A 25,146-nucleotide genomic window follows, 5' to 3' on the forward strand; every position below is an offset into this window, starting at 1 on the left:
AAGGAAGGTCAATCGACGGCGGGCAGATAGCGCAAGGCCGTCATCGAACGGAACGGGATCGCGACCACGCGGCGCACGCGGCGCCAGCCCGAGCCCAGGAGCAGGATGAAGCAGCCGAGCACAACGAGCGTTGCCGCCAGCGTAACCTCGCCCGAGGGGTCGACCGACCCCAGCAACTGGGCGATGGCGACGCCGAAATAGCCGAGGCCGGAGACGAGCATCGCCCTGCGGTCCACCAGAACGGCGACGAGCGCGAGCACGACGAACAGCCCGATCACCGCAAGCGCGTCGCCCGCGCCCTGCGGGTTCGCATCGGCGGTCGCCAGCATCAAGATGGAATGCACCAGCAGGGGCGCGGCGAGAAGATGCAGCCAGAAGGCCTTGTCGCTTGCGGTGGTGACGCGCATAACGTCGCGGCTGTCGAACCACATGGCGGCGATGAAGGTCGCCCCACCGGCTGCCAGCGTGAACCAGGCGAGATGCGCCTCCAGGAAGCCCGGCACTGCCGTTTCCAGCAGGACCGCGACAAGAAACAGAAGGCTGCCGGCAATGCCCGCCGCGCCGACCGGAACGCCGAACCGCCAGTGATGCAGACCGGCACCGCAGACACCGATCAGGGCCGGCAGGATCGCCGAGCCGGCGTTGGTCGCCAACAGCTCCTGCGACCCCGAAAACAGCGGACCGGAGGCCATCGCCAGGAGGCCCGCGAGGAGGAACACGGGCGCAAACACCACCGCCAGCAGGAAGGAGGGCAACGCGAGGCGCATCCGCCGCGCGAAGATCTCCGACAGCATCCAGATGACAGCGGCCAACAGCCCGGCGACGACGGCATCCGGCAGGAAGGCGCCCAAACCGTAGGCGGCCCCGACCAGCAACATGACGATGCCGATGGACAGGAAAACGTCATGGAAGCCGCGTGCGAAACGGACTTCCTCCGCATCCGCGACGGAAACCCCGGTGCGCGCCTCCTCCTCCGAGCGCCACAGCTCCTGCATGCGCTGCACCTGATCGGGGGAGACGATGCCGGCCGCCTCCGCGCGCCGCAGCCGGGCCGTCATCTCGTCTGCGGTCCAGGCCTCGCCCGCCAGGGTGGTCACGCGGTGCTCTCCAGCGATTCGATCGTCACATTCTCGTTGGTGTAGACGCAGATCTCGGCGGCGACCTTCATCGCCTTGCGGGCGATTTCTTCCGCGCCCAGGTCGCTGTCGGCGAGCGCACGGGCGGCGGCCAGCGCGTAGTTGCCGCCAGATCCGATCCCCATGATGCCGCCCTCCGGTTCCAGCACGTCGCCGGTTCCGGTCAGCACCAGCGAAATGGAACTGTCGGCGACCAGCATCATCGCCTCGAGCCGGCGCAGGTAGCGGTCGGTGCGCCAGTCCTTGGCAAGCTCGACGCAGGCGCGCATCAGCTGCCCGGGATATTGCTCGAGCTTGGCCTCGAGCCGCTCGAACAGCGTGAAGGCATCCGCCGTCGCGCCGGCGAAGCCCGCGATCACCTCGCCCTTGGCAAGCGGGCGCACCTTGCGCGCGGTGCCCTTGATGACCGTGGGGCCGAGCGAGACCTGGCCGTCGCCGGCGATCACGACGCGTCCGCCCTTGCGCACGCTCACGATCGTCGTTCCGTGCCAGCCCGTGGGATCGTCCTGCGAGTGCATCATTCACCTTTCCAGCCTGTCCTGCCTTGCCGGGACGGATCACCGGCAAGACCGTTTCCGCCTATGTAAGCCCAGCGCGCGCGTTTGCAAACCGGCCCGCCCTGCCGGCCGGCCTGCAACCGCTCCCGAAGAGATATTTCACTGTTTTCGCGAATAGAGGGAAATCACCAGCCCAGAGGCAAGAATGCAGAAAATGCCGATTACATCGACGCTTCCGGGAATTTCCGAAAAGGCGAAGTATCCGATGAAGAAGGCGCTGATCAGTTCCAGATAGGCCAGCGGGGAGATCACCGAGGCCTCCGCGTGGCGGAAAGCGGCAATCACCATGAAATGGCAGGCAGTGGAGACAAGACCCATCGCCGCAACCAGCAGCAACTCGGATGCGGAGAACCAGGACCACGTGGCAATGGCAAAGGGTGTGAGCAGAAGCGTCCCGACACAGACCTGGAAATAGAGCGCGACCATAGGCGGGGCGGTGGTCGCCGCCGCCCGCGTCGCGATCAGATAGCCGCCGAAGAGCAACCCGCTGATCACCGCCAGCAGGGAGCCAAACTCGACCTCGACCCCCGGCTTGATGATCAGCAACGCGCCGATCACTCCGAGACCGCCGCCGATCAGACGGTTCGGCGTCAGGCGTTCGCGGAGAAAGATCACCGAAAGCACCGATGCGATGATCGGCCCGACGAAATAGCCGCCGAGGCCGGTGGCAAGCGGAATCTCAACGATTGCAAAGAGGAATGTCGTCATTGCGCCGACGATGAACACGGTGCGAACCGTGTTGGCGAGTGCCCCCTTGCCCAGATCGCGCAGGTTTCCGCCCTGGCCGAAAAACAGCACGGAGACGATCAGCGCTGAGCCGAAATAGCGCGACCAGGCCACCAGGAACGGCGAGTGCTCGGCGCTCAGGTGTTTGGCAATCCCGTCGACAAAGGGAACGGCGAGCGATGCGGCGGCCATCAGGCCAATGCCGACAAGGGGAGTTGCAGGCCTCATTCAGGTCTCCGGAACGGAATAATCTAAAGGTGAAAAAAATGAAATCACACGCCCTGATGCGCATTGCCGGACCCTAGCGGGCCAGGACTGAGCCGTCCAGATCGATCGGCGCCTTTGGCCGGCGGCACGGCCGGGACTGGCAGCTTCAAGCGGCCGGAGCCAGCCTCCCGGGCGCCCCGTGCTGCGGCGCGGAAAATTCAGGCGATCCGCATTGACAATCTTCGGTTTTAAAATATGCTTACCTACAACCAATTAATATTATCATCATTAATAATAATACGTTTTTTGACTTCGAGACACTCTAACAAGTGACACCCAGGACGCCGAGGTTTGTCTTTTGCAAATGGACGCTCAATCGACCAGGACGCCGGCGGGCCGTGTGCTCGACGCGCGTCCCGTTACCCCGCCGCCACTCGGCCCGTCACGGAAGATAGATGTGGATCTGGCGCGGGCAAGGACGCCCGGCCTTGCCAACATCACCCATCTCAACAACGCCGGCGCCGCCCTGATGTCGGAGCGGGTGCTGAACACCGCGATCGAGCACCTGCGGCTTGAAGCGGTCGTCGGCGGCTATGAGGCGGCCGACCGGGCGCAGGCGCGCATGTTCGCCGTCTATCGCTCCACCGCCGCCCTTCTCGGCTGCGCGCCGGACGAAATCGCGATCATGGAAAACGCCTCGCGGGCCTGGGCGCTGTTCTTTGCCAGTCTCGACCTGGCACCCGGCGATGTCGTGGTGACGACCGAGGGGGAATATGCAAGCAACTTCATGTCGATGCTTCAGGCCCGGCGGCGCTGTGGCATCGAGATCGAGGTCATCGCGCCGGGCCCGGACGGCACGGCGGACGCCGACGCGCTGCGCAAGCTGATCGACCGTCACGGCCGGCGCATCCGGCTGGTGTCGCTCACCCATGTCGCGACCAACAACGGCGCGATCTCTCCGGTCGAGACCTTGTCGCGGATCGTGCGCGAGGCGCGCGGCTCCGGCGCGCTCGCCCCCAATGCGCTGGTTGCGGTGGATGCCTGCCAGACGGTCGGGCAAATGGACGTCAACGTCGATGCGCTCGGCTGCGACATGCTGACGGCGACGAGCCGCAAGTTCCTGCGCGGCCCGCGCGGGGTCGGCATTCTCTATGTGCGACGCGCGCAACCGGGCCTGGCAGCGGCAGTGGAGCCGCGGATTCTCGACATGCGCAGCGGCTTCTGGAGCGGCAGCGACGAATACCGCATCTATGCCGAGGCCGAACGGTTCGAGACCTGGGACAAATGCGTTGCCTCGAAGCTTGCCTTCGGCGCGGCCGTCGACGAGGCCCTGGACTGGGGGCTCGATGCCATCGAGGCGTCGATCGGCGCGCTGTCGGCGGTGCTGCGCGAGATGCTCGCCGACCTGCCGGGCGTGCGCCTGTGCGACACCGGTTCGCGGCAATGCGGGACCGTGACCTTCGACCTCGACCGGGGCTCGCCCTATGCGCTGGTCTCTCATCTGCGCGAACGGACCATCAACATCGGCGTCTCGGATCGCGACCTGGTGCGCCTCGACATGGACCGCCGCAACCTGGAAGCCGTCGCCCGCTGTTCCGTCCACTATTACAACACGGTGGAGGATCTGGAGCGGTTCATCGCGGCGACCGACCACTACGTGAGGTCCGCATGACGGCGCGCCGCACGCCGGCGTCGCCGCTGCCGCCGACGGTGTTTCAGGCCGCGGCGGGCGACGACACGCTTCTCGACCTGCATTGCCTGGCCTTCGCTGGCGGCAGCGTGCAGAGCTTCCGCCCTTGGGGCGCCGCCCTTCCAGCGGCCATCGCGCTCACGGGGCTGGAACTGCCCGGGCGCGGCCTGCGCGCGGACGATCCGCCGGCGAAGGGGTTGTCGTGCCTGCTCGACGAACTCGTCGACCGCATCGCATCGCGGCCGCCCCGGCCAATGGCGCTCTTCGGCCACAGCATGGGCGCGCTCATCGCCTTCGAACTGGCGCGGCGCCTGACGCGCGAGGGCGGGGTCGGGCCGGTCGCGCTCTTCGTCTGCGGTCACGCCGCGCCGCATCTGGCGGCAAAGCGGCACAATGGCCTGCATGCCCTCGACGATACGGCGCTGGTGCGCCAGTTGCGCGCCTGGGGCGGAACCCCGCCGGACCTGCTCGACGACTCGGCCCTGCTGCAGCGGATCCTGCCGCCGCTCCGGGCGGATCTCGAACTCTGCGAGACCTACGCGCTTGAGGACGGCGCCCCGCTCGACATCCCGATCTTTGCCTATGCGGGCGAGACCGACGAGACCGAACCCGTCGAGGCGGTGCGGGCATGGAGCGCGCACACGCGCGCGGCGTTCCGCTTTACCGCCTTTCCCGGCGGGCATTTCTTTTTCCTCGAATCCGCCCGCGACGCCTTCCTGCAGCGGCTCGCCAGCGACCTTCGCCTGGTGTGCAGCACGCTGCTCGCCGAGCGGGCCGCCCCGCACGAGCGTTCCGGCGCAGCGCCGGCACGGGCGCTTGCAGCCGGCGTCGCCTGAAGCCGGGCGCAAGCGCATCCCAACCGGAGGACGATCCGATGGACCACCATGAGAGCCTGCAACGCGACACGACCCGGCCCCGCCCGCTGCATGCGCATGTCCAGGACCATGTGCGGATCGCTCCCGATGCCCCGGCGATCCGTGACGGTGCGCTTTCCCTGAGCTACCGCGAGCTCGACGCCTGGGCCAATGCGACCGCCACCGCGCTTGTCGATCTCGGCGTGCGGCCCGGCGACCGGGTGGCGCTGGTGCTGGAACGCTCCGCCGTCGCTGTCTGCGCCATGCTGGCGGCAATGAAGGCCGGCGCGGTCTATGTGCCGGTCGACCTCGCCTATCCGGCCGAGCGCATCCGCTTCATGCTGGACGACAGCCAGTGCGCCGCGATCCTCACCGACGGCAGCCGCCCCCTCGACGTCGCGGGCCTGCCGGTGCTGAGCCTTTCGCCCGCCGACGCGGCCTCCACACCGGCGGCATCCGCTCCAGAGCGGACGATTGGCGCGGATGATCCCGTCTACATGATCTACACCTCCGGCTCGACCGGCCGGCCGAAGGGGGTTCCGATCCTGCATCGTGGCGTGCACGGGCTGCTTTTCGGCAATGACTATTACGCGGCCGGGCCGGGCGACCGCTTCCTGCAGACCGCGCCGATTGCCTTTGACGCCTCGGTCTTCGACATCTGGGGCGCGCTCGCGAACGGCGCGGAGCTCGTCTTCTACCGCGAGCGCATCCCGACGGCCGCGACGCTCGGCGCGGCGATCGCCGATCACCGCATCACCACGCTGTGGCTGACCCCGTCGGTGTTCAACGGCATCGCCGCCGAGAACCCCCGCATTTTCGCCGGCGTCCGCCAGCTGGTGCTGGGCGGGGAACCGCTGTCGCCGCACCATGTGCGTCTGCTCTATGACGCGGTTGCCGACATCACGGTGATCAACGGCTACGGCCCGACCGAAAACAGCGACTTCACCTGCTGCTACCGTGTGCCGCGCGATCTCGCAGCGGACGCGCTGCGCATTCCCGTCGGCCACCCGATCGGCGGCGACGAGCTCTTCATCCTCGATGACGACGGTCGGCCCGTTGCCGATGGCGAGACCGGCGTGCTGCATATCGCCGGCACGCGCCTTACCCCCGGCTATCACAACCGCCCGGAGCTGACCGGGGCGGCGTTTCGCCCGCATCCGCATGATCCCGCGCGGCAGGTCTATGCGACCGGCGACCTGGCGCGACGCACGGAGCAGGGCCTTTATGATGTCCTCGGCCGCCGCGACGACCAGGTGAAGGTGCGCGGCCACCGCGTCGAGCTGCCGGAAATCAATGCCGCGCTGGAGCGCCACCCGATGGTGCGGCAGGCGGCCGCGGCGCTCAAACCGCTGCCGTCCGGCGAGAACGGATTGTGCGCCTATCTCGTCGCCGAGGAGGGATCCACCCCCACCACGGCGGAGCTGCGGCGGTTTCTGGCGCAAAGCCTGCCGGACTACATGATCCCGTCGCTGTTTGTGGCGCTTCCCGCCCTGCCGCTGACCCCCAACGGCAAGCTGGACCGCGCCGCCCTGCCGGACCTCGATACGGCCGCCCGCCTGCCCGCCGGCGGCACGCGCGATGCGCCCCGCCCCGGCATGGAGGCGCGGATTGCGCGGATCTGGTGCGATTGCCTCGGCCTTACAGAGTGCAGCCGGGAGCAGACATTCTTCGAGCTCGGCGGCACGTCGCTGCTGCTCGCCAGGGTGCAAACGGCGCTGGAAAGCGAGCTTGAGACGAAGATCCCGGTCACCGCCCTCTTCGACCACCCGCGCCTGATGGATCTCGCCACGCATCTTCAAAGCCGGCTAAGCGATGGAACGACTCCGGGGAGCCGCGCGGATGCAGGCGCAGGCGGGGATACGACTTTGCGCCGGCGCGTTGACCGCCGCCTGCGCGCCCGCACCCGTCCCGTCCGCCTGCCGGAGAGCCGCCGTGACACATGATGCAACCGCCGGCGGCTGGCCGGAAACCTCCGTCGCCATTGTCGGCATGGCCTGCCGCTTTCCCGGTGCCGACGACCTTGCGTCCTTCTGGGAGATGCTCTGCGTGGGGCGCGACGCGCTGCACCGCGATCCGGCGCGGGCGGAACCCGGCTACCAGCCGGTGCGGGGCCTCGTCAGCGAGCCGGAAGGGTTCGACGCCGCCTTCTTCGGCATTCCCACGCGCGAAGCCTGCTATCTCAATCCGCAGCACCGGCTGTTCCTGGAAACCAGCCATGCGGCGCTGGAGAACGCGGGCTGCGACCCGGCACGCTTCGACGGCGCGATCTCCGTCTATGCCTCCTGCAGCCAGAACCGCTATCACGAACAGCTGTTACGGATCGTCCGCTCGCCGGCGGAACGCAGCCTCGCCTACAGTTCCAACTACGCGGAATATGCGCCGAGCCGGGTGTCCTACCGCCTTGACCTGCGCGGCGAGAGCATGGCGGTTCAAACGGCGTGCTCCTCCTCGCTCGTCGGCATTCACATGGCGTGCCAGAGCCTTCTGTCCGGCAGCAGCGACATGGCGCTTGCCGGCGGGGTGAACGTCGCGACGGCGGAAGAATTCGGCTACCGCACCCAGCAGGGACTGCATTTCTCGCTGTCCGGTCATTGCCGCCCCTTCGACGCCCGCGCCGACGGCATGGTCTCCAGCGACGGGGTCGGCGTGGTCGCGTTGAAGCGGCTGGACGACGCGCTGGCCGACGGCGACCACATCTGGGCGGTGATCCGCGGCTCCGCGATCAACAACGACGGCGCGTCGAAGATGAGCTACACCGCGCCCGGCATCGACGGACAGGCCGAGGCCATCGCGCTGGCGCAGGAGCTCGCCGACGTCCATCCCGAGACCCTGTCCTATATCGAGGCGCATGGCACCGGCACGCTTCTCGGCGACCCGATCGAGGTCGAGGCGCTGACCCGCGCCTTTCGGCTGAAGACGCAGGCGACCGGGATCGCGGCACTCGGCTCCCTGAAGGCCAACATCGGCCACACGGTGCATGCCGCCGGCGTCGCCAGCACCATCAAGCTTGCGCTGATGATGCACCACCGCAAGATCCCGCCCGCCCCCGGGTTCGAAACGCCCAATCCGGCCATCGACTTCGCCAACACCCCCTTTCGCATTGCAACTGCGCTTGAAGACTGGAAGAGCCCCGGCGCTCCCCGCCGTGGCGGCGTCAGCGCACTCGGCTTCGGCGGCACCAACGCCCATGCCATCCTGGAGGAAGCGCCGCGACGGCCCGAGCGACCGCCGGCGAGCGCCCCCGCCGTCCTGCCGGTCTCCGCCAAGACCGCGACCGCGCTGAAACGGATGGTCGAGGCCCTGGGGTCGGCCTTCGCCGCCGATCCCGCGCTCGACATGCGCGACGCCTCGCGCACGCTGCGCGAGGGCCGCGGCACCCATTCCCATCGCGCGGCCGTCGTTGCAGCCGATGCCGCGGAGGCGGCCCGGCGCCTCGCGGCGCTTGCCGGGGCGCAAACGCCCTCCGGCTCCTGGGTCCCGCCGCTGTTCGTGTTTTCCGGCCGCACCGGCGAGGAGACGCCGGAAGAGCTTTCCCTGTCCGGCGCGTTTCCGGCGTTTCGCGACGCCTGCGCCGAAGCCCGCGCCGCCCTGCCCGCGCGGATCGCCCCGGAACCGGCCGATGCCTTCGTGCTCGCCCATGCGCTTGTCAGCCTGTGGCGCGATCTTGGGGTTCTTCCCGGCGCCTGTGTCGGCACCGGGCCGGGACGGCTGTTCGCCCGCCACCTGTTCGCGGCCAGCGTGGAAGGCGGCGCCAGTCGCGCCGCTCGCCTTGCCCGGGCGGCGGCGGAGCTGGCGGAAGAGCCCCCCTTTGCCACGACCTGGTCGGCTGTCGTCGCCGACCCCGCAGATAAAGCGCCTGCGGCCGGGGGCGAGGTCCTGGACCCGCTGGGTGCTGCGCTGTGCCTTGCAACGGGCGAAACCGGCGGCATCGCGAAAATCTCCCCGCGTCCGGCAGCAGCCGGCGCGGAAGCCAAGCCCGAGCGCGCGCAGCACCGCCCCCCGGTCACGAGTTTCGCCGCGCAGTGTCTGTCGCAGGGCCGACCGGTGATCGAGATCGGGCCAGACGGGTTCCTTTCCGACCTCCTGCGCATCGAGGCCACCCCGGCGACCCTGCCGCTGATCGTCTCCAGCCTTCCGACCGCAGGACCGCGCCCGGCCCATCGACCGGACGCAGTGTCCCATCTGCTCACCGCGGCCTCACGCCTTTGGCAGGCGGGCGCGCCGGTTCGCCTCGATGCGTTTCCGCAGGCGTCGGACGCCCGGCTGGTGCCGCTTCCCGGCTATGCCTATGAGCGCAAGACCTACGGGCTTGCCGATCTTGCCTCCGGTCGCGGATCTAAGCCGGTCGCGTCCGCGTCTCCCGCAGCTTCCGTCGAGGCGCGGACGAGACCCCGCAAGCAGGCCGACATCGCCGACTGGTTTCACCAGCGCCGCTGGCGCGCGACCCGCCTGCCGGCGCCCCATGACGCGGCTCGTCCGGACGAAGACACCACGTCACCGGCGCGGATCGTCTTCCTCCGCGACCCGCAATGGCAACAGGCGCTCACTGCCGCCCTGCGCCAGACGGGCGCGGGCCGCGTGATCGAGGTCCGACCCGGCACCGGCTATGAACGCCACGGAGAGGACCGCTTCACCATCGATCCCTCGGATACCGCCTCCCACAAGCTGCTCTTCGACGCGCTGGAGCGCGACGGGGTGGCGTGGCGCGACCTGCTCTATCTGTGGTGCGACACTGCTACTCCCGACGCGAACCTTTCAGCCAGCGTGCTCTGGCCGCTGGCGCTTGCAAGAGCGCTCGGCGGGCGACGGGACAAAAGCCGCCTGTGGTTCGTCACCTGCGGCGCGCAGCATCTGCCGGGCGACACGACCATCGCGGCCGAGGCCGCGCCGCTTGCCGCGTTGGCGCGGGTGATCGCGCAGGAGCACCGCACGCTCGACGCCCGCGCGCTCGACCTGCCCCTATCCCTCGATGAAACGCCGGATACGGGCGCGCGCGCCATCGGCTGGATCCTCGATGAGCTTCACGATCCCGGTGACGAGCGCGAGATCGCCTGGCGCGGCCGGGCGCGCTTCGTGCCGGAACTGGTGCCGGCAAGGCCAACAGACGCGGACGCCTCCGCCGCGACCGGCGCGCGCCTGTGGGGCGGCGGCGGTGCGCATGTGATCTTCGGGGGAACCGGCCATGTCGGGCTGGCGCTTGCCGGCGAGATCGCCCGGTCCGCACCCGATGCGCGGCTTTATCTCGCCTCGCGCTCGGGCAGGGTCCGCGACGCCGGGGCAGAGGCGCTGTCGGCGCTCTTGAACAGCGGCGCGCATGTCTCGCTGCACGCCGTCGATCTCGCCGATGGCGGCGCGGTGGCGGAACTGTTTCGCAAGGCGCAGGCGGAGAGCGGCGCCATCGCTACGGTGATCCATGCCGCCGGCGTGGTCGACACCGATCACCTGAAGTTCATCCGCGACACGCCGCCGGCCCTTGCCGCCGACCTCCTGGTTCCGCATGTCGCGGGCATGCGCGCGCTCGCCGATGCGGTGGCAGAAACGCCGGTCGGCAAGGTGCTTCTGTGTTCCAGCCTGTCGTGTTTCGTCGGCGGGTTGAGCTACGGCGCGCATGCCGCCGGCCATCGCCACATGGATGCCGTGGCGCTGCGCGAGAGGCTTGCGGGCCGTTCGAAAGCCGCGTGGATTGTCGTCAACTACGACACATGGCACGTGCCGTCGCGCGAGAAGACCATCGGCGCGGGCGGCGCCGACTGGGCCATCGAACCGGCGGAAGGCGCGGCCGTGCTTGCGCTTGCAGCCGCTGCCGGCGCCGGCGAGCACGCGATTTCGACGGTGCCGCTCACCGACAGGCCGGGGCTCTCCGACACCGCGTCGTCGCGCCCTGCCCCGCCTTCGCCGCAAGGCGCGGCCGCGCCGCAGGATCGCGCGCCGGCACCGGTGCGCGCCCCGGCTGCGGCGGAGGAGCCGGCCGCCGACGGTCTGGCCGCCATGGTTGCCGCCTGCTTCAAGGACGTGCTCGGCGCGGACACGGTCGGCCCCCAGGACAATTTCTTCGAGCTTGGCGGGGAATCGCTGATGATGCTCGACGTGATCGACCTGATCCGGCAGCGCAGCGGAATTTCGGTTCCCGCTGCCGATGCCTTCAAGGCGCTGACGGTGGCCGACATGACGCGCCTGTGCGAGGCGCAGGCGACGACCAGGGAAACTTAGCCGGCTGTTTCAGCCCGGAACCGGCCGTCGCATGAAGACGACCGCCGCAACCAGCGCCCCCGCGCCGAGCGAGCCTGCCACCAGCGCCAGCGGCGCAATCCCGGCGCGGTCCAGAACCGCGCCGCCGGCCCAGGCGCCGGCGGAAATGCCGATATAGATCAGCGAGCTGTTCAGCGACAGGATCAGCGTGCCGCCCCCACCGGCATGGCTGAGCAGGCGGTGCTGGATCGGCACCAGATACATGTAGCTGGCGATGCCCCAGACGAAGCCGACGGCGACCGTAAAGAGCGCCGCATCGCGCCAGACGACGAGCGCGACGAGAAGCGCCGTCTGCGCCGCCACCGCGCCGACGAGCACCTGCAGCGGCCCGAGCCGGTCGGTCAGGATCCCGGTGGCGAAATTGCCGGCGAGCGCGCCGATGCCATAGGCGAGCAGCACCGCCGGGAGGATCGGCGCCCCGGCGTAGGTGGTTCCGTCGAGGATCACGCTCACATAGGTGTAGACGACGAATTCCGACAGCACGATCAGGAAGGTCACCAGCAAGAGCCCGGCGGTTGCCGGGGTCAGCGCGCGCGAGGCGCTCGCAGCCGCCGGGGCAGCCGCGCCGACGGGCAAACGCCCCATCAGCGGCGCCAGGATCGCCAGCGCGACGAGGCCCAGCACGACGACGAAATAAAACGCATAGCGCCAGTCGAACATCTGGCCGATCAGGGTCGCAAGCGGGATGCCGGCCGCCTGGGCGACGGTCATGCCGCCGAAGATCACCGCAAGGGCGGCGCCCTTACGATGCGGCGGCACCAGATCGGAGGCAAGCGCGGTTGCCGCCGGCGTGAAGATCGCAGCCCCCAGCGCCGACACGATCCGGCCCGCGACGATCTGGTAAAAGCCCGTCGCCAGACCGCAGGCCAGATTGCCGGCGAGAAAAAAGCCGATGGCCAGCAGGATCACCCGGCGCCGGTCGAGCCCGCGCAACAGCCAGGCGCTCAGCGGCGCGAAGACGGCATAGGACAGCGCATAGACCGACACGAGCTGCCCGGCGCGCGTTGCCGGAATCTCCAGGCTTTCGGCGATCTCGTTGAGCACGCCGATCACCACGAAGGTGTCCATGCCGATGGCCACCGCGCCCACGCCCAGCGCCGCCAGCAGCACCGTCTGGTGCGAGACGCCGCGCAGGGTCTTCGATCCGCTACCGCTCATGTCGCTCCGTCTTCAAGGGTGTCGCAGGGGTCGCCGTTATCGCCGGCCAGACGATCACACCCTCACCCCGCATGCAACTCTGGATAGGGATTTCCCATCAGCTTCCCGCGATAGCGCGGTTTCGGGCCATAGACGATCCAGGTGGTGACCACCTCGCCGATCACCCGCATGATCTCGAGCGCCTCTGGATGGTCGCGCGCGGAGCGGGTGTAGGCGACGCCGGCCTCGTAGCGCCCGGCGAGCAGGCCCTGCTCCACGACCGGTTTGGTGGTCTCGAAGGTGATCTCGCGCCAGTCGGCCTCGTTCACATAGCCGAGCGCGGGTTCCGGCACGCCCAGCGTTTGCGGCCTGGCGACGTCGCGGCGCTTGACCAGCGCCATTTCCTGGGTCGGCAGGATGAAGGTGTCGACCACATGGAGCCGGCCGAGAAACCGCTCGGTCACCTGATGCACGTTCAGATGCGCGCTGCACTGAAGCACGTAGGAATTGCCCTCTTCCACCGCGCGGGCGGCGGCCGCGACCAGATCGTCGCACAGCGCGATGTCGGCCTCCTCGACCCCCTGGAACGCGAGATACCGCTTCAGCGCGTGCTCGTGGCAGCTTCCCGCCGGGCCGAGCGTGTGAAAGCGGATCATCGCTCGATGATCCGGTCTTCCAGCGCGCAGGCCTCGCCGATGATCAGCCCGTAGAGCGCGCGAACGAACTCCGGATCGAGCCCCTGGTCCGCGCCCAGTTTCGCACAGCGGCTCTTCACCTCCTCCACCCGGTCGGGCTGCATCATGGCGATGCCATGGCGGCGCTTGGTGTGCGCCACCTGCGCGCATATCGTCAGGCGTTCGGCCACCAGCGTGACCAGCTTCTCGTCGATCGCGTTCAGCTGGTCACGATAGGGCGCCAGCAGGCTTTGCGTGTCGGCCGTCATCCGTTCCGCTCTCCCTTGTGTCAGGCGCTGTATCAGCCTCAAGGCCGATCAGACCCTTGGTGAAATGCGCGGCACAGTCCTCCAGCGCGGAGAGCAGGTAGCCGCCCTCCTGCACCACGCAGACCGGCAGCCCGCTTTGGCGAAGGATCTCGCCCACCCCGGCGAAGACATCCGGCGACAGGCGCCAGCCGCCATGCGGATCGCCGTCGATCACGTCGTAGCCGAGCGACAGCACCAGCATCCCGGCACCGGTTGCCACGGCCTGCTCCACGAGACGGGACACCACCGCCAGATAGGCTTGCGCATCCGGCGGCGCGTCAAAGGCATGAAACACATGTGCGGGAAGGGCCGGCGCCAGATCCGGCTGATGCGGAAAGGCGACCTCGCCCGGGGCATGGCAACTGAACACCGCGATGTCTGGATGGGCGGCGAGACAATCCGTGGTGCCGTTTCCCGCGTGATAGTCGATGTCGATCACCGCGACCCGCGCCCGCGTCTGGCGACGCAGCGCCAGCGCCGCGAGCGCCGCATTGTTGAGAAAACAATAGCCGCCGAAGAACCGCCGCCCGGCGTGATGCCCGGGCGGACGGCACAGCGCATAGACATGAGCCGCCTCCCCGCGTCCGAGCGCGGCGGCAGCGGCAACGGCCGCCGTTGCGGAAGTCAGGGCGCGGGCTGCGGAATCGGCTGCCACCGGCGTGTCCTGCTCGACGCCGGGCGCCGCGAAAGCCTGGCCCTGCGGCGTGATCGCGGGGGCGGCCGGATGCGGTCCATGTTCGAGAAACGCCAGATAGGCCGGGTCATGCGCCAGCGGCAAGAGGCTGCGCAGCATGCGCGGCGTGCGCTGCGGGATCTCCGCGCCGCGCGCCCGAGCCCCGGCCGCCCGCAGGATCCCGGAACGAATGCGCGCGGTGCGCTCGGCCACCTCATTGGACGGTCTGAGCGTGCCGCGTGCTGTGCGGATCGCGGCGCGCGGTTCGGCGCGATGCGCCACGTCGAAGATCAGGAGGCCGGGCCGCGTCATGCAAGGCTCCGCCGCATGCGCTGGCCGGCCGGGGCATATCCGGCGCGGGCATAGAACGCCTGCAATCGCTCCGCCTGAGGATGGCCGGGCTTCGGCAGGGACACTTCCACCAGCGGCAGGCTCCGCCGTCGCGCTTCCGCATCGACCGCCGCAAGCAGCGCCGCGCCGACACCGCCGCTGCGCGCGCCCGCGTCGACCCAGAGTTCCTGCAGCACGGCATAATCCCCCGAGGTGCGCGCGGCCCGGACCACGGAGACGAGCGCGACGCCGGCAATGGCGCCGCCGTCCGTTTCCGCGATGCGGATGAAGCCGAGGCTCTCGTCCTCGGCAAAGCCTTCGCAGACGGCGCGTGTCGCCCCGGCGCGGAACTGCGGCCCCGGCCCGCCAAGTTCGCGCAGCAGCGCCTCCACGGCTGCGGCCACGGCACCGGCCTCGTCCTTGCGCGGCCGGCGCACCCTTGCCCCGGTGACGGTTTGGTCCAGAGGCGTGGCACCGGCATTCGCAACCTGCGGGGCGCTTTCGGTCGAGGCGCCCGCCGCCTCGGCAACGGCGGCCATCGGCGCGCGCGCCTTCAGCAGGATCTCGTCGAACTCGGCCTGCGGGTCGGAGAGATAGACGATCGCCCCGCCGCAGCCGATGGACACATGGCCCGGCGTGCAGACGACGGTGCGGATGACGATGTTGAGGTCGACCGCGCCGGTCAGCGACAGAAAGCCGATGGCGCCGGAATAGACGCCGCGCGCCGCGCCCTCCAGCCGGTCGATGATCTCCAGCGTGCGCACCTTGGGCGCGCCGGTCATCGAGCCGCCTGGGAAACAGGAGGCAATGCAACTCACCGGGCTTTCGTCGGCGCGAAGCCGTCCGCGTACGACGGAGACGAGCTGGTGCACCGTCTGGTAGCTTTCCACATGCATCAGGCTTGGCACATGCACCGAGCCGGTCTCGCACACCCGGCCGAGATCGTTGCGCATCAGATCGACGATCATCAGGTTTTCCGAACGGCTTTTCTCGTCAAGCCGCAGGCTTTCGGCAATCGCCGCGTCGCGGGCCGGATCGGGGTCGCGCCGTTCCGTTCCCTTGATCGGCTTGGTCTCCACGGTTCCGTCCGGATCGATGCGCAGGAAGCGCTCAGGCGAGGAACTGGCAATCGCGAGATCGCCGAAGCGCAGGAAGGCGGAATAGGGCGCGGGGTTGCGGCGGCGCAAGATGCAGTAGAGATCGAGCGGATCGAGATCCACCTCCGCCTCGATGGTGTTGGTGAGGCAGATCTCGTAGCTTTCGCCGGCGGCGATTTCCTCAAGGCATTCCTCGATCCGCGCCAGATAGGCGGCACGATCATGGCGCAGGCGGAACTGCGGCGCCTGTCTCGCCGGTCTTGCTGCGGACGGCGCCGGCTCGCGAACCTTCCCGAGCGCATCAATCGTCTCGTCCACCCATCGCTGCGCGGCGCGGCAATCCGCCGGATCGCCGTGACAGGCCAGGGCGATGGCATGCACGGTGCCGCCCCGGTGATCGAACGCCAGCAGGCGGTCGGCGAACAGGAAGGCGGCGTCCGGCGTCGGCGCCTCATGCGCGGCCGCGCCGCAGGTCAGGCGCTTGAGTTCATAACCGAAAAAGCCGACATGCCCGCCGACGAAGGGGCAGTCGAGACCGGGCGGCGGATCAAGGGCGGGCGTCCTGTGAACCCCGTCCAGGTAGTCGAACACAGACGTCGCGAGCGGCCGGGGCGCGCCGTTGCCCCCGGTCCGGATCTCGCCGCACTGGCCGCCGTCGCGAAAGATCACGGAACGGGCATGCGGACCGGAGGCATCGCCCATGAAGGAGAAGCGCGACAGCCCCGGCACCAGGAGGCTGCTATCGAGCCAGAAGGCCTCGCGCGCCGCGCCGAAGAGATGCACGAACACGGCCTCCGCCGAGACGGACAGGGCCTGGCTGCGCCAAACGACCTCGAACGCGCCACTGTGCGTGTCGGCGGTCTCGGGCGGATCGATCACGTCAGCCACCTCAGACCCCCTCCGGCTCGAGGCGCGCGGGCGCGACCCGCCCCATCCGCGCGGCGGGACGGGCACCGGCAGGCGCGACAAAATTCGCCAAAAGCGCGGCGCCATGTTCGGAGCAGATCGATTCTGGATGAAACTGCACTCCCCGCAGCGGCCGGCTGCGATGGCGCACCGCCATGATCAGCCCCTCGCGGGTTTCGGCAATGCTTTCCAGGCACGCAGGCAGCGGCGGACGGGCGATCAAGGAATGATAGCGCGTGACGTCGAAGGCGGCCGGCAAGCCTGCGAACAGGGGATCGGGGCGGCAGTGAATGCGGCTGATGCGTCCGTGAAAGGGTTCGGGCGCCCGCCCGACATCACCGCCGAAATGCGCGACAAGGCATTGATGCCCCAGGCAGATGCCAAGCACGGGACATTCCGCATACCGCAGGACATCCATCGAGGACCCGACATCGGCCGCGCGCTGGGGCGTGCCCGGTCCCGGCGACAGGATGATCCGGCGATGCGGTATCTTGCGGATCTCGCGCCAGGGAACCGAATTGGGAAGAACCACCGGCTCTTCCCCGGCCGCTTCCGCGACCATCTGCGCCACGTTGAAGGTGAAGGAATCGTAGTTGTCGACAATGATCGTCCCGCCAGCAGGATTGATAGACATTCGAGACCCCGGAAAAGCCTGGTACCGCGCAAGACGCGCTCATTCAGCCCGGTCTGGCGCATGAGGGCGCGACCGCTGACGTGCCGGGTCACCGTATCAAGGCGGAGCGAAAATCGTCAAAGTTACTTTTTGAATTTATGCACGTTTAAATAGAATTCCAACGACTGACGGTCCGGACCGCGCCTGCAAGCAACCCGCTGGCGCGGTCCGGACATCCGTGTCGATCATGCGTGAAGGTTGCGCCGATCAGGCCCTCAGCGCCGCTTCGTCGATCAGGCGCTTGACCATCGCCTCGAGCAATCCGGCGGCGCGTTCATTGGACAATACACCATCGTCGTCAAAGGCGGAGGCAGCGGCGGGGACCGTCGACATCTCGGGGATGACCAAGGCGCCATAGCCGATTTCCATGATCGTTCGCAGCCCCATCAGGCCGCGAATGCCGCCCAGCGCGCCGGGCGAGGCGGCGCCAAGCGCGAAGACCCGGCTCTTGAAGGCCGCCGCCGGCGGCTCGCCATCGGCAGACAGACGCGACACCCAGTCGAGCGTGTTCTTCAACAAGGGGGAGACCGAGGTATTGTACTCGGGGCTGGCGATGAAAATGCCGTGATGGGCCTGCATCACCTCTTTCAGCGCCTTCGCCGCCTCGGGTACGCCCTCATTCGCTTCCAGATCGCCGTTGTAGATCGGCATCGGATAGTCGGCCAGAGAGATCCGGGTCGCCTCGGCGCCGGCTTCGGATGCGGTCCGCGTCACCAGTTCGGCAAGACGCGTATTGTAGGAGCCGGACCGGGTCGACCCGGAAAACGTGAGAATGCGAACGTCTTTCATGAAATACCTCACAGTCGATTCAAAGAGGGGCCGGCGGAAGCCAGACGGAACCCAGTCACCTGATATAAACAGGATACGGGTGTTGACCAGTGCGGGTGCGACAGGAGGGCAACAGACATGATGACACGGGCGCAGTTCGACGCGCATTGCAGCGCGCTTCCCGGCACGACGCATGTCGTTCAATGGGGCGACGCCTCGGTCTGGAAGGTCGGCGGCAAGATCTTCGCCATCTGCTCGAACTGGGGCACCGCAAGCGCGGACGCCATCGCGTTCAAATGCTCCGACCTCGCCTACCAGATGCTGTGCGAGCGCGACGGCGTGGGTCCCGCCCCCTATCTGGCGCGGGCGAAATGGGTGCAGGTCCGCAGCAATGACGCCTTGAGCGACGACGATATCCGCGCCTATGTCATCGAGGCGCACAAGCTGGTCGCGGCGAAACTCACGCGCAGGCAGCGGGCGGATCTCGGCCTGCCTGATTCCAAGAGCGCCGATCCGAAGCCCACAGATACCTAGCCCGGAAGCACCTGGCTGCGCTTGACGACGCCGAAGGCGAAGCTTGAGTCCAGCGAGGCGATGCCGGGGATCTTGTGGATGCGCCGGCGGATGAAATCCTCGTAGTCGGCAAGAGAGGCGACGACGACCTTGAGGAGATAGTCCCGGTCGCCTGCCATCAGGTAGCAGTCCATGATCTCGTCGATGCGCGCCACCGCCGCCTCGAAGGTCCCGACGCTGTCCTCGGCGTGACGCTCCAGACGCACCTGCAAAAACACGGTGACCGGCAGGCCGTAAGCCTCCTGATCGACGATCGCGGCATAGCCGGAGATCACGCCCGCCTGTTCCAGATTGCGCACGCGGCGCAGGCAGGGCGAGGGCGACAGGTTCACCTTTTCCGACAGGTCCTGATTGCTCAGCCGCCCGTTGTGCTGCAGGGCGCGGATGATCTTGCGGTCGGTTTCGTCCATGAGACCCCCAATAATTGGCAGGATCTGCCAAAATATGATCTTCAAGTGGCATAATTCGCCAGAAATGCGCAGCCGGCAAGCCCTACCGTAGCGACAGGAAAGCCCGCCGGTCGGCGGGACCATCTCTTGTGCGGTGAGGATCTGACCCATGCTGACAAACGCCCCCCTCGGTTTCGCGACGCGCGCCATCCACCACGGCTACGATCCGATGGACAATGAAGGCGCGCTGACGCCGCCGGTGCATTTCACCTCGACCTTCGCCTTCGACACGGCCGAACAGGGCGGCGAAATCTTCGCCGGCGACCGGGCGGGCCATGTCTACAGCCGCATCTCCAATCCGACGCTGGCGCTGCTGGAAGACCGCATCGCCGATCTCGAAGGCGGCGAGGCCGGCGTCGCCTTCGGCTCCGGCATGGGCGCGATCACCGCCGTGATGTGGAGTTTTCTCTCCCCCGGCGACGAGATCATCGTCGACAGGACGCTCTATGGCTGCACCTTCGCCTTCTTCCGCCACGGGCTGGCGAAATTCGGCATCACCGTCACCCATGTCGACCTGCGCGATCCGAATAACCTTGAAGCGGCGATTTCCGAGCGCACCCGCATCGTCTATTTCGAAAGCCCGGCCAATCCGAACATGCGGCTCGTCGACATCGCGGCGGTCTCCAGGGTCGCCCATGCCGCCGGCGCGCGCGTTGTCGTCGACAACACCTATGCGACCCCGGTGCTGACCCGGCCGCTCGAACTTGGCGCCGACATCGTCGTGCATTCCGCCACCAAGTATCTGGGCGGACACGGCGATCTGGTCGCGGGCCTCGCCGCCGGATCGGCGGAAGACATGCAGCAGGTGCGGCTCGTCGGACTGAAGGACATGACCGGCGCGGTGATGGCGCCGCTCACGGCCCATCTGGTGTTGCGCGGACTGAAGACGCTGGAACTCAGGATGGAGCGTCACTGCGCCAACGCCATGGCGATCGCCGAGCTGTTGGTTCATCATCCGGCGGTTGCCGTCGTGCACTACCCGGGCCTTGCCGGCTTCCCCCAGCACGATCTCGCGGCACGGCAGATGCCGGGCTTCGGCGGCATGGTCGCCTTCGAACTGACCGGCGGCGCGGCGGCCGGCATCCGCTTCATGAACGCGCTTTCGCTGGCGCGGCGCGCGGTCAGCCTGGGCGATGCCGAAACGCTGGTCCAGCACCCGGCGAGCATGACCCATTCGACCTATACGCCGGAGGAGCGTGCCGCGCATGACATCTCCGACGGGCTGATCCGCCTGTCCGCGGGTCTCGAGACCCGGGCCGACATTCTCGCGGATGTTTCGGCGGCGCTCGACAGCCTGCGCGCGCAGGCCGCCTGATCCGCCAGACCGAGGCAATTTCGGGAAATGCTTTGCAATATCGCCAAATTCTGGAACAAAATTTGGCGATATTGATCGAAAACGCGTCGAAATTGGCCTGAAATTGCGCAGATCCCGCCCTATCGTCAGGACCAACGAGGCGCGGTGCACGAGACACCGCGCCACCGGTCACGACGCACGAGAGGACCTATCATGACGACGCCCGCCAAGACCCGGCTGAAACAGATCGAGCAGAAGCTGCTGTGGCTCGCCTGCTGGACGATCCACAACGCCAACCACCTGCGCGAGAAAAGCCCGGACGGGCTGAAGGTGGGCGGGCATCAGGCCTCCTGCGCCTCCATGGCCTCGATCATGACCGCGCTCTATTTCACCAGCCTGAGGCCCCAGGACCGGGTGGCGGTGAAGCCCCATGCCTCGCCGCTGTTTCACGCCATGCAGTATCTCGCCGGCAACCAGACCCGCGAGAAGCTGGAGGCCTTCCGCGCCTATGGCGGCGCCCAGTCCTATCCGAGCCGGACGAAGGACGTTGACGATGTGGATTTCTCCACCGGCTCCGTCGGCCTCGGCGTCGCGATCACCGCGTTTGCCTCGATGGTGCAGGACTATCTGGGCGCCAAGGACTGGGCAAAGCCCGGCCCCGAGGGGCGCATGGTGGCGCTCGTTGGCGACGCCGAGCTTGACGAGGGCAACGTCTACGAGGCGTTGCAGGAGGGCTGGAAGCACGGGCTGCGCAACACCTGGTGGATCATCGACTACAACCGCCAGAGCCTCGACGGCGTCGTCCGCGAGGGTCTCGCCGGCCGCATTCAGGCAATCTTCGGCGCCTTCGGCTGGGACGTGGTGCTCCTGAAATACGGCGCGCTGCAGCAGCAAGCCTTCGCGGAAAAGGGCGGCGACAAGCTGCGCAACTGGATCGACACTTGCCCGAACCAGCTCTATTCCGCGCTCGCCTTCCAGGGCGGGGCGGCGTGGCGCAAGCGGCTGCTCGACGACATCGGCGACCAGGGTCCGGTGACGGCGCTGATCGAGCGCCGCTCCGACGCCGAGCTCCTGGAACTGATGACCAATCTCGGCGGGCATTGCATCGAAACACTCAGCGAGACCTTCGCCGAGCAGGCGAAACACGACCGGCCGGTCGCCTTCCTCGCCTATACGATCAAGGGCTGGAACACGCCGCTCGCCGGGCACAAGGACAATCACGCCGGGCTGATGACCCCGGCGCAGATGGAGAGCTTCCGCCAGGCAATGGGCGTGCGCGAGGGGTACGAATGGGACCCGGCCGAAGGCCTCGACATGACGCCGGCCGAACTTGACGCCTTCGTCCGCCAGACGCCGTTTTTCGCCAAGGGCGTGCGCCGGCATGGCTCGCCGCATGTCGCGACACCGGGGCCGCAGTTCCTCGACGACAAGCAGCTTTCGACCCAGGCCGGTTTCGGCAAGATCCTGGATGCGCTGGCAAAGTCCGACCATCCGCTGGCCGAGCGGGTGGTGACCACCTCTCCGGATGTGACCGTCTCGACCAACCTCGGCCCCTGGGTCAACCGGCGCGGGCTGTTCTCGCGCGAGGACATGGCCGACACCTTCCGCGACCAGCGCATCCCCTCGACGCAGAAATGGGGCTTCTCGCCGAAGGGCCAGCACATCGAGCTCGGCATCGCGGAGATGAACCTGTTCCTGCTCCTGGGGGCTGCCGGCCTGTCGCATTCGCTCTTCGGCGAGCGGTTGTTGCCGGTCGGAACCCTCTACGACCCGTTCATCTCGCGCGGGCTCGATGCGCTCAACTACGCCTGCTATCAGGACGCCCGCTTCCTGGTGGTGGGCACGCCGTCGGGCGTGACGCTTGCGCCGGAAGGCGGCGCGCACCAGTCGGTGGCAACCCCGCTGATCGGCATGAGCCAGGACGGGCTGGCCTCCTTCGAGCCGGCCTGGCTCGACGAGCTGTCAATCCTGATGGACTGGAGCTTCGACTACCTGCAGCGCGACGGCGAGGGCGACCCCGACGAGCGCACCTGGCTGCGCGACGAGACCGGCGGCTCGGTCTACCTCAGGCTCTCAACGCAGGCGCTGGAACAGCCGGCGCGGCGCGAGGACGAGGCCTTCCGGCAGGGCGTGATCGACGGCGCCTACTGGCTGCGCGAGCCCGGACCCAACTGCGAGGTGGTGATCGCCTATCAGGGCGTCGTCGGGCCGGAAGCGATCGAGGCGGCGGGCCGCATCGGCACCGACCGCCGTGACATCGGCGTGCTCGCCGTGACCTCCGCCGACCGGCTCAACGCCGGCTGGCACGCGGCGATGCGCATGCGCAAACGCGGCAGCCGCGGCGCCATGAGCCACATCGAACGGCTGCTTTCGCCGCTTCCGGCCCATTGCACGATGATCACGGTGATCGACGGCCATCCGGCGACGCTCGCCTGGCTCGGCTCGGTCTGCGGCCACCGCACGGCGGCGCTCGGCGTGGAGCATTTCGGCCAGACCGGCACGATCGCCGACCTGCATCACCATTTCGGGATCGACGCCGACGCCATCGTCGCCGCGGCTTCCGAACTGGCACCCGGACGGCCCGTCAGGCTGGTGAACCCGATCTGAGGGGATCCCCCTCCAGATCCCGGGCGACCTCGGCAATCAGAGCGGAGACGCGGGACATGCGGGCCGGCATCGGGCGGCCACGCTCTGACGCCAGCCAAAGCTCATGCCGGCGCGTCTCGCGCAGCGGCGCGATGCAAAGCCGATCCCTTTGGGGGAAGGCCTCGACGCCGCTGCGCGGCAGCAGCGTATAGCCGATACCGCGCGAGACCGGCGCCGGGATCTGACTGATCTGATTGACGAAGCCGCGAACCTGCAGGTCGTCCGAGCCCCTGAACGCCTCGGGGTAGTTGAGTGCAAACAGCTCGTCCGCGTACCCGAACCCGTCCGGATGCGCAATGAACCCCCGTGCTTCCAGGTCCTCGAAATCCGGTTGTCCAGCGTCCGCGTCGGCCGGCAGAACAAGGCACAGGTCCTCCGCCCCGATGCGTTCCGCATGAAGCCTTGGATGCTCCGGCTTGCGATCGACGACGCCCAGATCGAACCGCCGCGTTGCAATCCCCTGCAAGATCGCGCTTTGGGGCGTTGCCTCCATGCGGATCTGCAACAAAGGCGAGGCAATCATCAGATCCATCACCCGCGGATAGAGCAGCATGGCGAAACTGCCGGAACAGGCGACGGAGATCGCTCCGACATCCGGCGAATCCTCCCGGATTTTCTCGAGAAGATCCCGCTCCTCCAAGCGCCGCGCCCGACCCAGCGCCCAGATGTCCTCACCCGCCGCCGTCAAGGCGAAGGATTTGCCATGCCGGGATATCAGCGCCTGGCCAAGCTGTTCTTCAAGCTTGCGGACATGTTGCGACACACCCGGCTGCGTCATTCCCAGATGCTCCGCCGTGCGGGTGAAATGCCCCGTTTCACAAAGAACCGTGAAGGTTTCCAGCCAGGTCGCGTTGATCATTTTGATTTCTTTTTGTTATTTAAATCAGAATAAATGATAATTTTTCATGTATCGCCGTCAAGGGTAGATTTGCGCCATCACATCCAAGACGAGGCACTCATCATGCGACCCACACCCAGAAGTTTTTCCCATATCGGCCTGTCCGTGCCCGACGTGGAGGCGGCCGTGAAATTCTACACCGAGGTGCTTGGCTTCTACACGATCATGGAGCCGACCGAGATCGTCGAAGACGACAGCGATATCGGGCAAATGTGCAAGGACGTCTTCGGACCCGGCTGGACAAAACTGCGCATTGCCCATCTCGCCACAGCGGACCGTGTCGGCATCGAGCTGTTCGAGTTCGTAGGCAACAGGGCCCCTGACGACAATCTCGCGTTTCGCCAGCACGGAACGTTTCACTTCGCCATTCAGGACCCGGACCTTGAAGGGCTTCTGGCAAAGATCGTTGCTGCCGGCGGAAAGCAGCGCATGCCGATCAGGGAGTATTATCCGAACGAGAAGCCCTACCGCATGGTCTATGTCGAGGATCCGTTCGGCATTGTCTTCGAGCTCTACAGCCACAGCTACGAGCTGACATACTCGGCCGGCGCCTACACATGATCCCGGGCCACAGCAGACACAGCGGCGACGACACGCCGCCGCCGCGGTCTTGCGGAGAGGTCGCGGAAAGCAGGCCGGCGAGGGGCCGTCACACCGTCTTGCGGTAGACCCAGACCCGCGCCGGGGGCAGGTTTTTCAGGATCCAACCGCTGCGCTCGACGGAGAACAGCTCCGGCTCGGGTGCGATCGGCGGGACCAGCGCGTAGGAAAACTGGATGAAGGGCGCGCCCGGCGGCAGCAGCTCGAAGGCCTGCATCAGCAGCGAACGGCGTTCCTCTTTCGGCCGCGAGAACAACGGCATGGAGGAGACGATGCTGGCAAGCGAGCCTTCCGGCACATCGGCCAGCGTCTCGCGCAGCTTGTAGGCGTCGCCCTGGACCACCTTCATGTCGGGATAGCGGCGGCGCAGCAGGGCGCAGAAGCTCTCGTTGTATTCGAGCGCGATCACGCGGGCCGGCAGCAGGCCGCGCTCCAGGATGGCATGGGTGACGACGCCGGTTCCGGGACCGATCTCCAGCACCTGTCCGGGCCGGTCGGTCTCGATGAAGGCGGCCATGCGCCGTGTCAGGTCGGGACCGGACGGGCTGACGGCACCGGTGGTCAGCGGGTTCTCCGCCCAGCTGCGGATGAAGCGGACCTCGTCGGCAAGCTTCGCCGACAAGCCCTTCACCTTACGAGCGGAAACCTCGAGCATGCTGAAATCCCTTGAGAAAACGAATTTGCCATCAATGCGCAAGTCT

General features: G+C 67.7%; 21 protein-coding genes. 8 read left to right on the forward strand and 13 right to left on the reverse strand.

What is annotated here, in order from left to right; all coding sequences use genetic code 11:
• Window positions 1–8: 8 nt before the first annotated feature.
• The 3 genes from LC092_RS12350 to LC092_RS12360 form a co-directional block, all read right to left on the reverse strand.
• Entirely contained in the window at window positions 9–1,097 is a 1,089-nt protein-coding gene (locus LC092_RS12350; RefSeq protein WP_224806840.1) for a hypothetical protein, read from the reverse strand.
• The gene (gene hslV, locus LC092_RS12355) at window positions 1,094–1,657 is read right to left on the reverse strand and encodes an ATP-dependent protease subunit HslV (protein WP_412103578.1); all 564 of its coding nucleotides are present in this window, start codon (window positions 1,655–1,657) and stop codon (window positions 1,094–1,096) included. Before hslV ends, LC092_RS12350 begins: the two co-directional genes overlap by 4 nt.
• Window positions 1,658–1,792: 135 nt before the next feature.
• Window positions 1,793–2,647, reverse strand: a complete 855-nt coding sequence (locus LC092_RS12360) for a DMT family transporter (RefSeq protein WP_224806841.1) — start codon at window positions 2,645–2,647, stop codon at window positions 1,793–1,795.
• 436 nt (window positions 2,648–3,083) lie between these two features.
• Here LC092_RS12360 and LC092_RS12365 point away from each other — a divergent pair, with 436 nt between their 5' ends.
• From LC092_RS12365 to LC092_RS12380, 4 genes are read left to right on the forward strand one after another with little or no spacing between them, the layout of a single operon-like run.
• Window positions 3,084–4,298 (forward strand): aminotransferase class V-fold PLP-dependent enzyme, encoded by a 1,215-nt coding sequence (locus LC092_RS12365; protein WP_224806842.1) that lies wholly within the window; start codon window positions 3,084–3,086, stop codon window positions 4,296–4,298.
• A complete protein-coding gene (locus LC092_RS12370; RefSeq protein WP_224806843.1) occupies window positions 4,295–5,152 on the forward strand; it encodes a thioesterase II family protein in 858 nt (285 codons plus the stop codon). Before LC092_RS12365 ends, LC092_RS12370 begins: the two co-directional genes overlap by 4 nt.
• A 38-nt stretch (window positions 5,153–5,190) precedes the next feature.
• Entirely contained in the window at window positions 5,191–7,113 is a 1,923-nt protein-coding gene (locus tag LC092_RS12375) for a non-ribosomal peptide synthetase (protein ID WP_224806844.1), read from the forward strand.
• Window positions 7,103–11,380: a beta-ketoacyl synthase N-terminal-like domain-containing protein gene (locus tag LC092_RS12380; RefSeq protein WP_224806845.1), complete on the forward strand. Its 4,278-nt coding sequence runs from the start codon at window positions 7,103–7,105 to the stop codon at window positions 11,378–11,380. Before LC092_RS12375 ends, LC092_RS12380 begins: the two co-directional genes overlap by 11 nt.
• Before the next feature lie 9 nt (window positions 11,381–11,389).
• On the opposite strand, the gene LC092_RS12385 is transcribed toward LC092_RS12380, so the two are convergent.
• From LC092_RS12385 to LC092_RS12415, 7 genes are all read right to left on the reverse strand, one after another.
• Window positions 11,390–12,577, reverse strand: a complete 1,188-nt coding sequence (locus LC092_RS12385) for an MFS transporter (protein WP_224806846.1) — start codon at window positions 12,575–12,577, stop codon at window positions 11,390–11,392.
• Between the two features lie 62 nt (window positions 12,578–12,639).
• Window positions 12,640–13,212 (reverse strand): hypothetical protein, encoded by a 573-nt coding sequence (locus tag LC092_RS12390; protein ID WP_224806847.1) that lies wholly within the window; start codon window positions 13,210–13,212, stop codon window positions 12,640–12,642.
• Window positions 13,209–13,499 carry a chorismate mutase gene (locus LC092_RS12395; RefSeq protein ID WP_224806848.1) on the reverse strand — a complete coding sequence of 97 codons (291 nt, stop codon included), beginning with the start codon at window positions 13,497–13,499 and terminating at the stop codon, window positions 13,209–13,211. The genes LC092_RS12390 and LC092_RS12395 overlap by 4 nt, the downstream gene beginning before the upstream one ends.
• Window positions 13,459–14,523: a hypothetical protein gene (locus tag LC092_RS12400; RefSeq protein ID WP_224806849.1), complete on the reverse strand. Its 1,065-nt coding sequence runs from the start codon at window positions 14,521–14,523 to the stop codon at window positions 13,459–13,461. Before LC092_RS12400 ends, LC092_RS12395 begins: the two co-directional genes overlap by 41 nt.
• The gene (gene pabB, locus LC092_RS12405) at window positions 14,520–16,526 is read right to left on the reverse strand and encodes an aminodeoxychorismate synthase component I (RefSeq protein ID WP_224806850.1); all 2,007 of its coding nucleotides are present in this window, start codon (window positions 16,524–16,526) and stop codon (window positions 14,520–14,522) included. Before pabB ends, LC092_RS12400 begins: the two co-directional genes overlap by 4 nt.
• 1 nt (window position 16,527) lies before the next feature.
• Complete coding sequence (locus LC092_RS12410; RefSeq protein WP_224806851.1) at window positions 16,528–17,178, reverse strand: anthranilate synthase component II; 651 nt, start codon at window positions 17,176–17,178, stop codon at window positions 16,528–16,530.
• Window positions 17,179–17,424: 246 nt separating this feature from the next.
• Window positions 17,425–18,006, reverse strand: a complete 582-nt coding sequence (locus LC092_RS12415; RefSeq protein ID WP_224806852.1) for an NADPH-dependent FMN reductase — start codon at window positions 18,004–18,006, stop codon at window positions 17,425–17,427.
• A 117-nt stretch (window positions 18,007–18,123) separates the two neighbouring features.
• Between LC092_RS12415 and LC092_RS12420 the strand changes: the two genes are divergently transcribed.
• Window positions 18,124–18,519 carry an MmcQ/YjbR family DNA-binding protein gene (locus LC092_RS12420; RefSeq protein WP_318245925.1) on the forward strand — a complete coding sequence of 132 codons (396 nt, stop codon included), beginning with the start codon at window positions 18,124–18,126 and terminating at the stop codon, window positions 18,517–18,519.
• Here LC092_RS12420 and LC092_RS12425 read toward each other — a convergent pair.
• Complete coding sequence (locus LC092_RS12425) at window positions 18,516–18,968, reverse strand: Lrp/AsnC family transcriptional regulator (RefSeq protein WP_224806853.1); 453 nt, start codon at window positions 18,966–18,968, stop codon at window positions 18,516–18,518. The genes LC092_RS12420 and LC092_RS12425 overlap by 4 nt on opposite strands.
• A gap of 148 nt (window positions 18,969–19,116) precedes the next feature.
• Between LC092_RS12425 and LC092_RS12430 the strand changes: the two genes are divergently transcribed.
• Both LC092_RS12430 and LC092_RS12435 read left to right on the forward strand, forming a co-directional pair.
• Window positions 19,117–20,322: a methionine gamma-lyase gene (locus LC092_RS12430; protein WP_224806854.1), complete on the forward strand. Its 1,206-nt coding sequence runs from the start codon at window positions 19,117–19,119 to the stop codon at window positions 20,320–20,322.
• A gap of 192 nt (window positions 20,323–20,514) precedes the next feature.
• A complete protein-coding gene (locus tag LC092_RS12435; protein WP_224806855.1) occupies window positions 20,515–22,908 on the forward strand; it encodes a transketolase in 2,394 nt (797 codons plus the stop codon).
• Here the strand turns inward: LC092_RS12435 and LC092_RS12440 are convergent.
• Entirely contained in the window at window positions 22,886–23,806 is a 921-nt protein-coding gene (locus LC092_RS12440; RefSeq protein WP_224806856.1) for a LysR family transcriptional regulator, read from the reverse strand. The genes LC092_RS12435 and LC092_RS12440 overlap by 23 nt on opposite strands.
• Before the next feature lie 102 nt (window positions 23,807–23,908).
• On the opposite strand from LC092_RS12440, the gene LC092_RS12445 reads away from it, so the two are divergent.
• Window positions 23,909–24,406, forward strand: coding sequence for a lactoylglutathione lyase family protein (locus LC092_RS12445; RefSeq protein ID WP_224806857.1), 498 nt, complete (start codon window positions 23,909–23,911; stop codon window positions 24,404–24,406).
• Window positions 24,407–24,494: 88 nt separating this feature from the next.
• On the opposite strand, the gene LC092_RS12450 is transcribed toward LC092_RS12445, so the two are convergent.
• Window positions 24,495–25,100: a class I SAM-dependent methyltransferase gene (locus LC092_RS12450; protein ID WP_224806858.1), complete on the reverse strand. Its 606-nt coding sequence runs from the start codon at window positions 25,098–25,100 to the stop codon at window positions 24,495–24,497.
• Window positions 25,101–25,146 lie beyond the last annotated feature (46 nt).

It is taken from the genome of Stappia stellulata, assembly GCF_020176715.1.
GTDB lineage: Bacteria > Pseudomonadota > Alphaproteobacteria > Rhizobiales > Stappiaceae > Stappia.

What these genes read in the sequence shown, in the direction of transcription:
- hslV (WP_412103578.1), bottom strand. Translation starts at nt 1,657, where the DNA reads ATGATGCACTCGCAGGACGATCCCACGGGCTGGCACGGAACGACGATC.
- LC092_RS12360 (WP_224806841.1), bottom strand. Translation starts at nt 2,647, where the DNA reads ATGAGGCCTGCAACTCCCCTTGTCGGCATTGGCCTGATGGCCGCCGCA.
- LC092_RS12370 (WP_224806843.1), top strand. Translation starts at nt 4,295, where the DNA reads ATGACGGCGCGCCGCACGCCGGCGTCGCCGCTGCCGCCGACGGTGTTT.
- LC092_RS12375 (WP_224806844.1), top strand. Translation starts at nt 5,191, where the DNA reads ATGGACCACCATGAGAGCCTGCAACGCGACACGACCCGGCCCCGCCCG.
- LC092_RS12385 (WP_224806846.1), bottom strand. Translation starts at nt 12,577, where the DNA reads ATGAGCGGTAGCGGATCGAAGACCCTGCGCGGCGTCTCGCACCAGACG.
- LC092_RS12390 (WP_224806847.1), bottom strand. Translation starts at nt 13,212, where the DNA reads ATGATCCGCTTTCACACGCTCGGCCCGGCGGGAAGCTGCCACGAGCAC.
- LC092_RS12395 (WP_224806848.1), bottom strand. Translation starts at nt 13,499, where the DNA reads ATGACGGCCGACACGCAAAGCCTGCTGGCGCCCTATCGTGACCAGCTG.
- LC092_RS12400 (WP_224806849.1), bottom strand. Translation starts at nt 14,523, where the DNA reads ATGACGCGGCCCGGCCTCCTGATCTTCGACGTGGCGCATCGCGCCGAA.
- LC092_RS12410 (WP_224806851.1), bottom strand. Translation starts at nt 17,178, where the DNA reads ATGTCTATCAATCCTGCTGGCGGGACGATCATTGTCGACAACTACGAT.
- LC092_RS12415 (WP_224806852.1), bottom strand. Translation starts at nt 18,006, where the DNA reads ATGAAAGACGTTCGCATTCTCACGTTTTCCGGGTCGACCCGGTCCGGC.
- LC092_RS12420 (WP_318245925.1), top strand. Translation starts at nt 18,124, where the DNA reads ATGATGACACGGGCGCAGTTCGACGCGCATTGCAGCGCGCTTCCCGGC.
- LC092_RS12425 (WP_224806853.1), bottom strand. Translation starts at nt 18,968, where the DNA reads ATGGACGAAACCGACCGCAAGATCATCCGCGCCCTGCAGCACAACGGG.
- LC092_RS12430 (WP_224806854.1), top strand. Translation starts at nt 19,117, where the DNA reads ATGCTGACAAACGCCCCCCTCGGTTTCGCGACGCGCGCCATCCACCAC.
- LC092_RS12435 (WP_224806855.1), top strand. Translation starts at nt 20,515, where the DNA reads ATGACGACGCCCGCCAAGACCCGGCTGAAACAGATCGAGCAGAAGCTG.
- LC092_RS12440 (WP_224806856.1), bottom strand. Translation starts at nt 23,806, where the DNA reads ATGATCAACGCGACCTGGCTGGAAACCTTCACGGTTCTTTGTGAAACG.
- LC092_RS12445 (WP_224806857.1), top strand. Translation starts at nt 23,909, where the DNA reads ATGCGACCCACACCCAGAAGTTTTTCCCATATCGGCCTGTCCGTGCCC.
- LC092_RS12450 (WP_224806858.1), bottom strand. Translation starts at nt 25,100, where the DNA reads ATGCTCGAGGTTTCCGCTCGTAAGGTGAAGGGCTTGTCGGCGAAGCTT.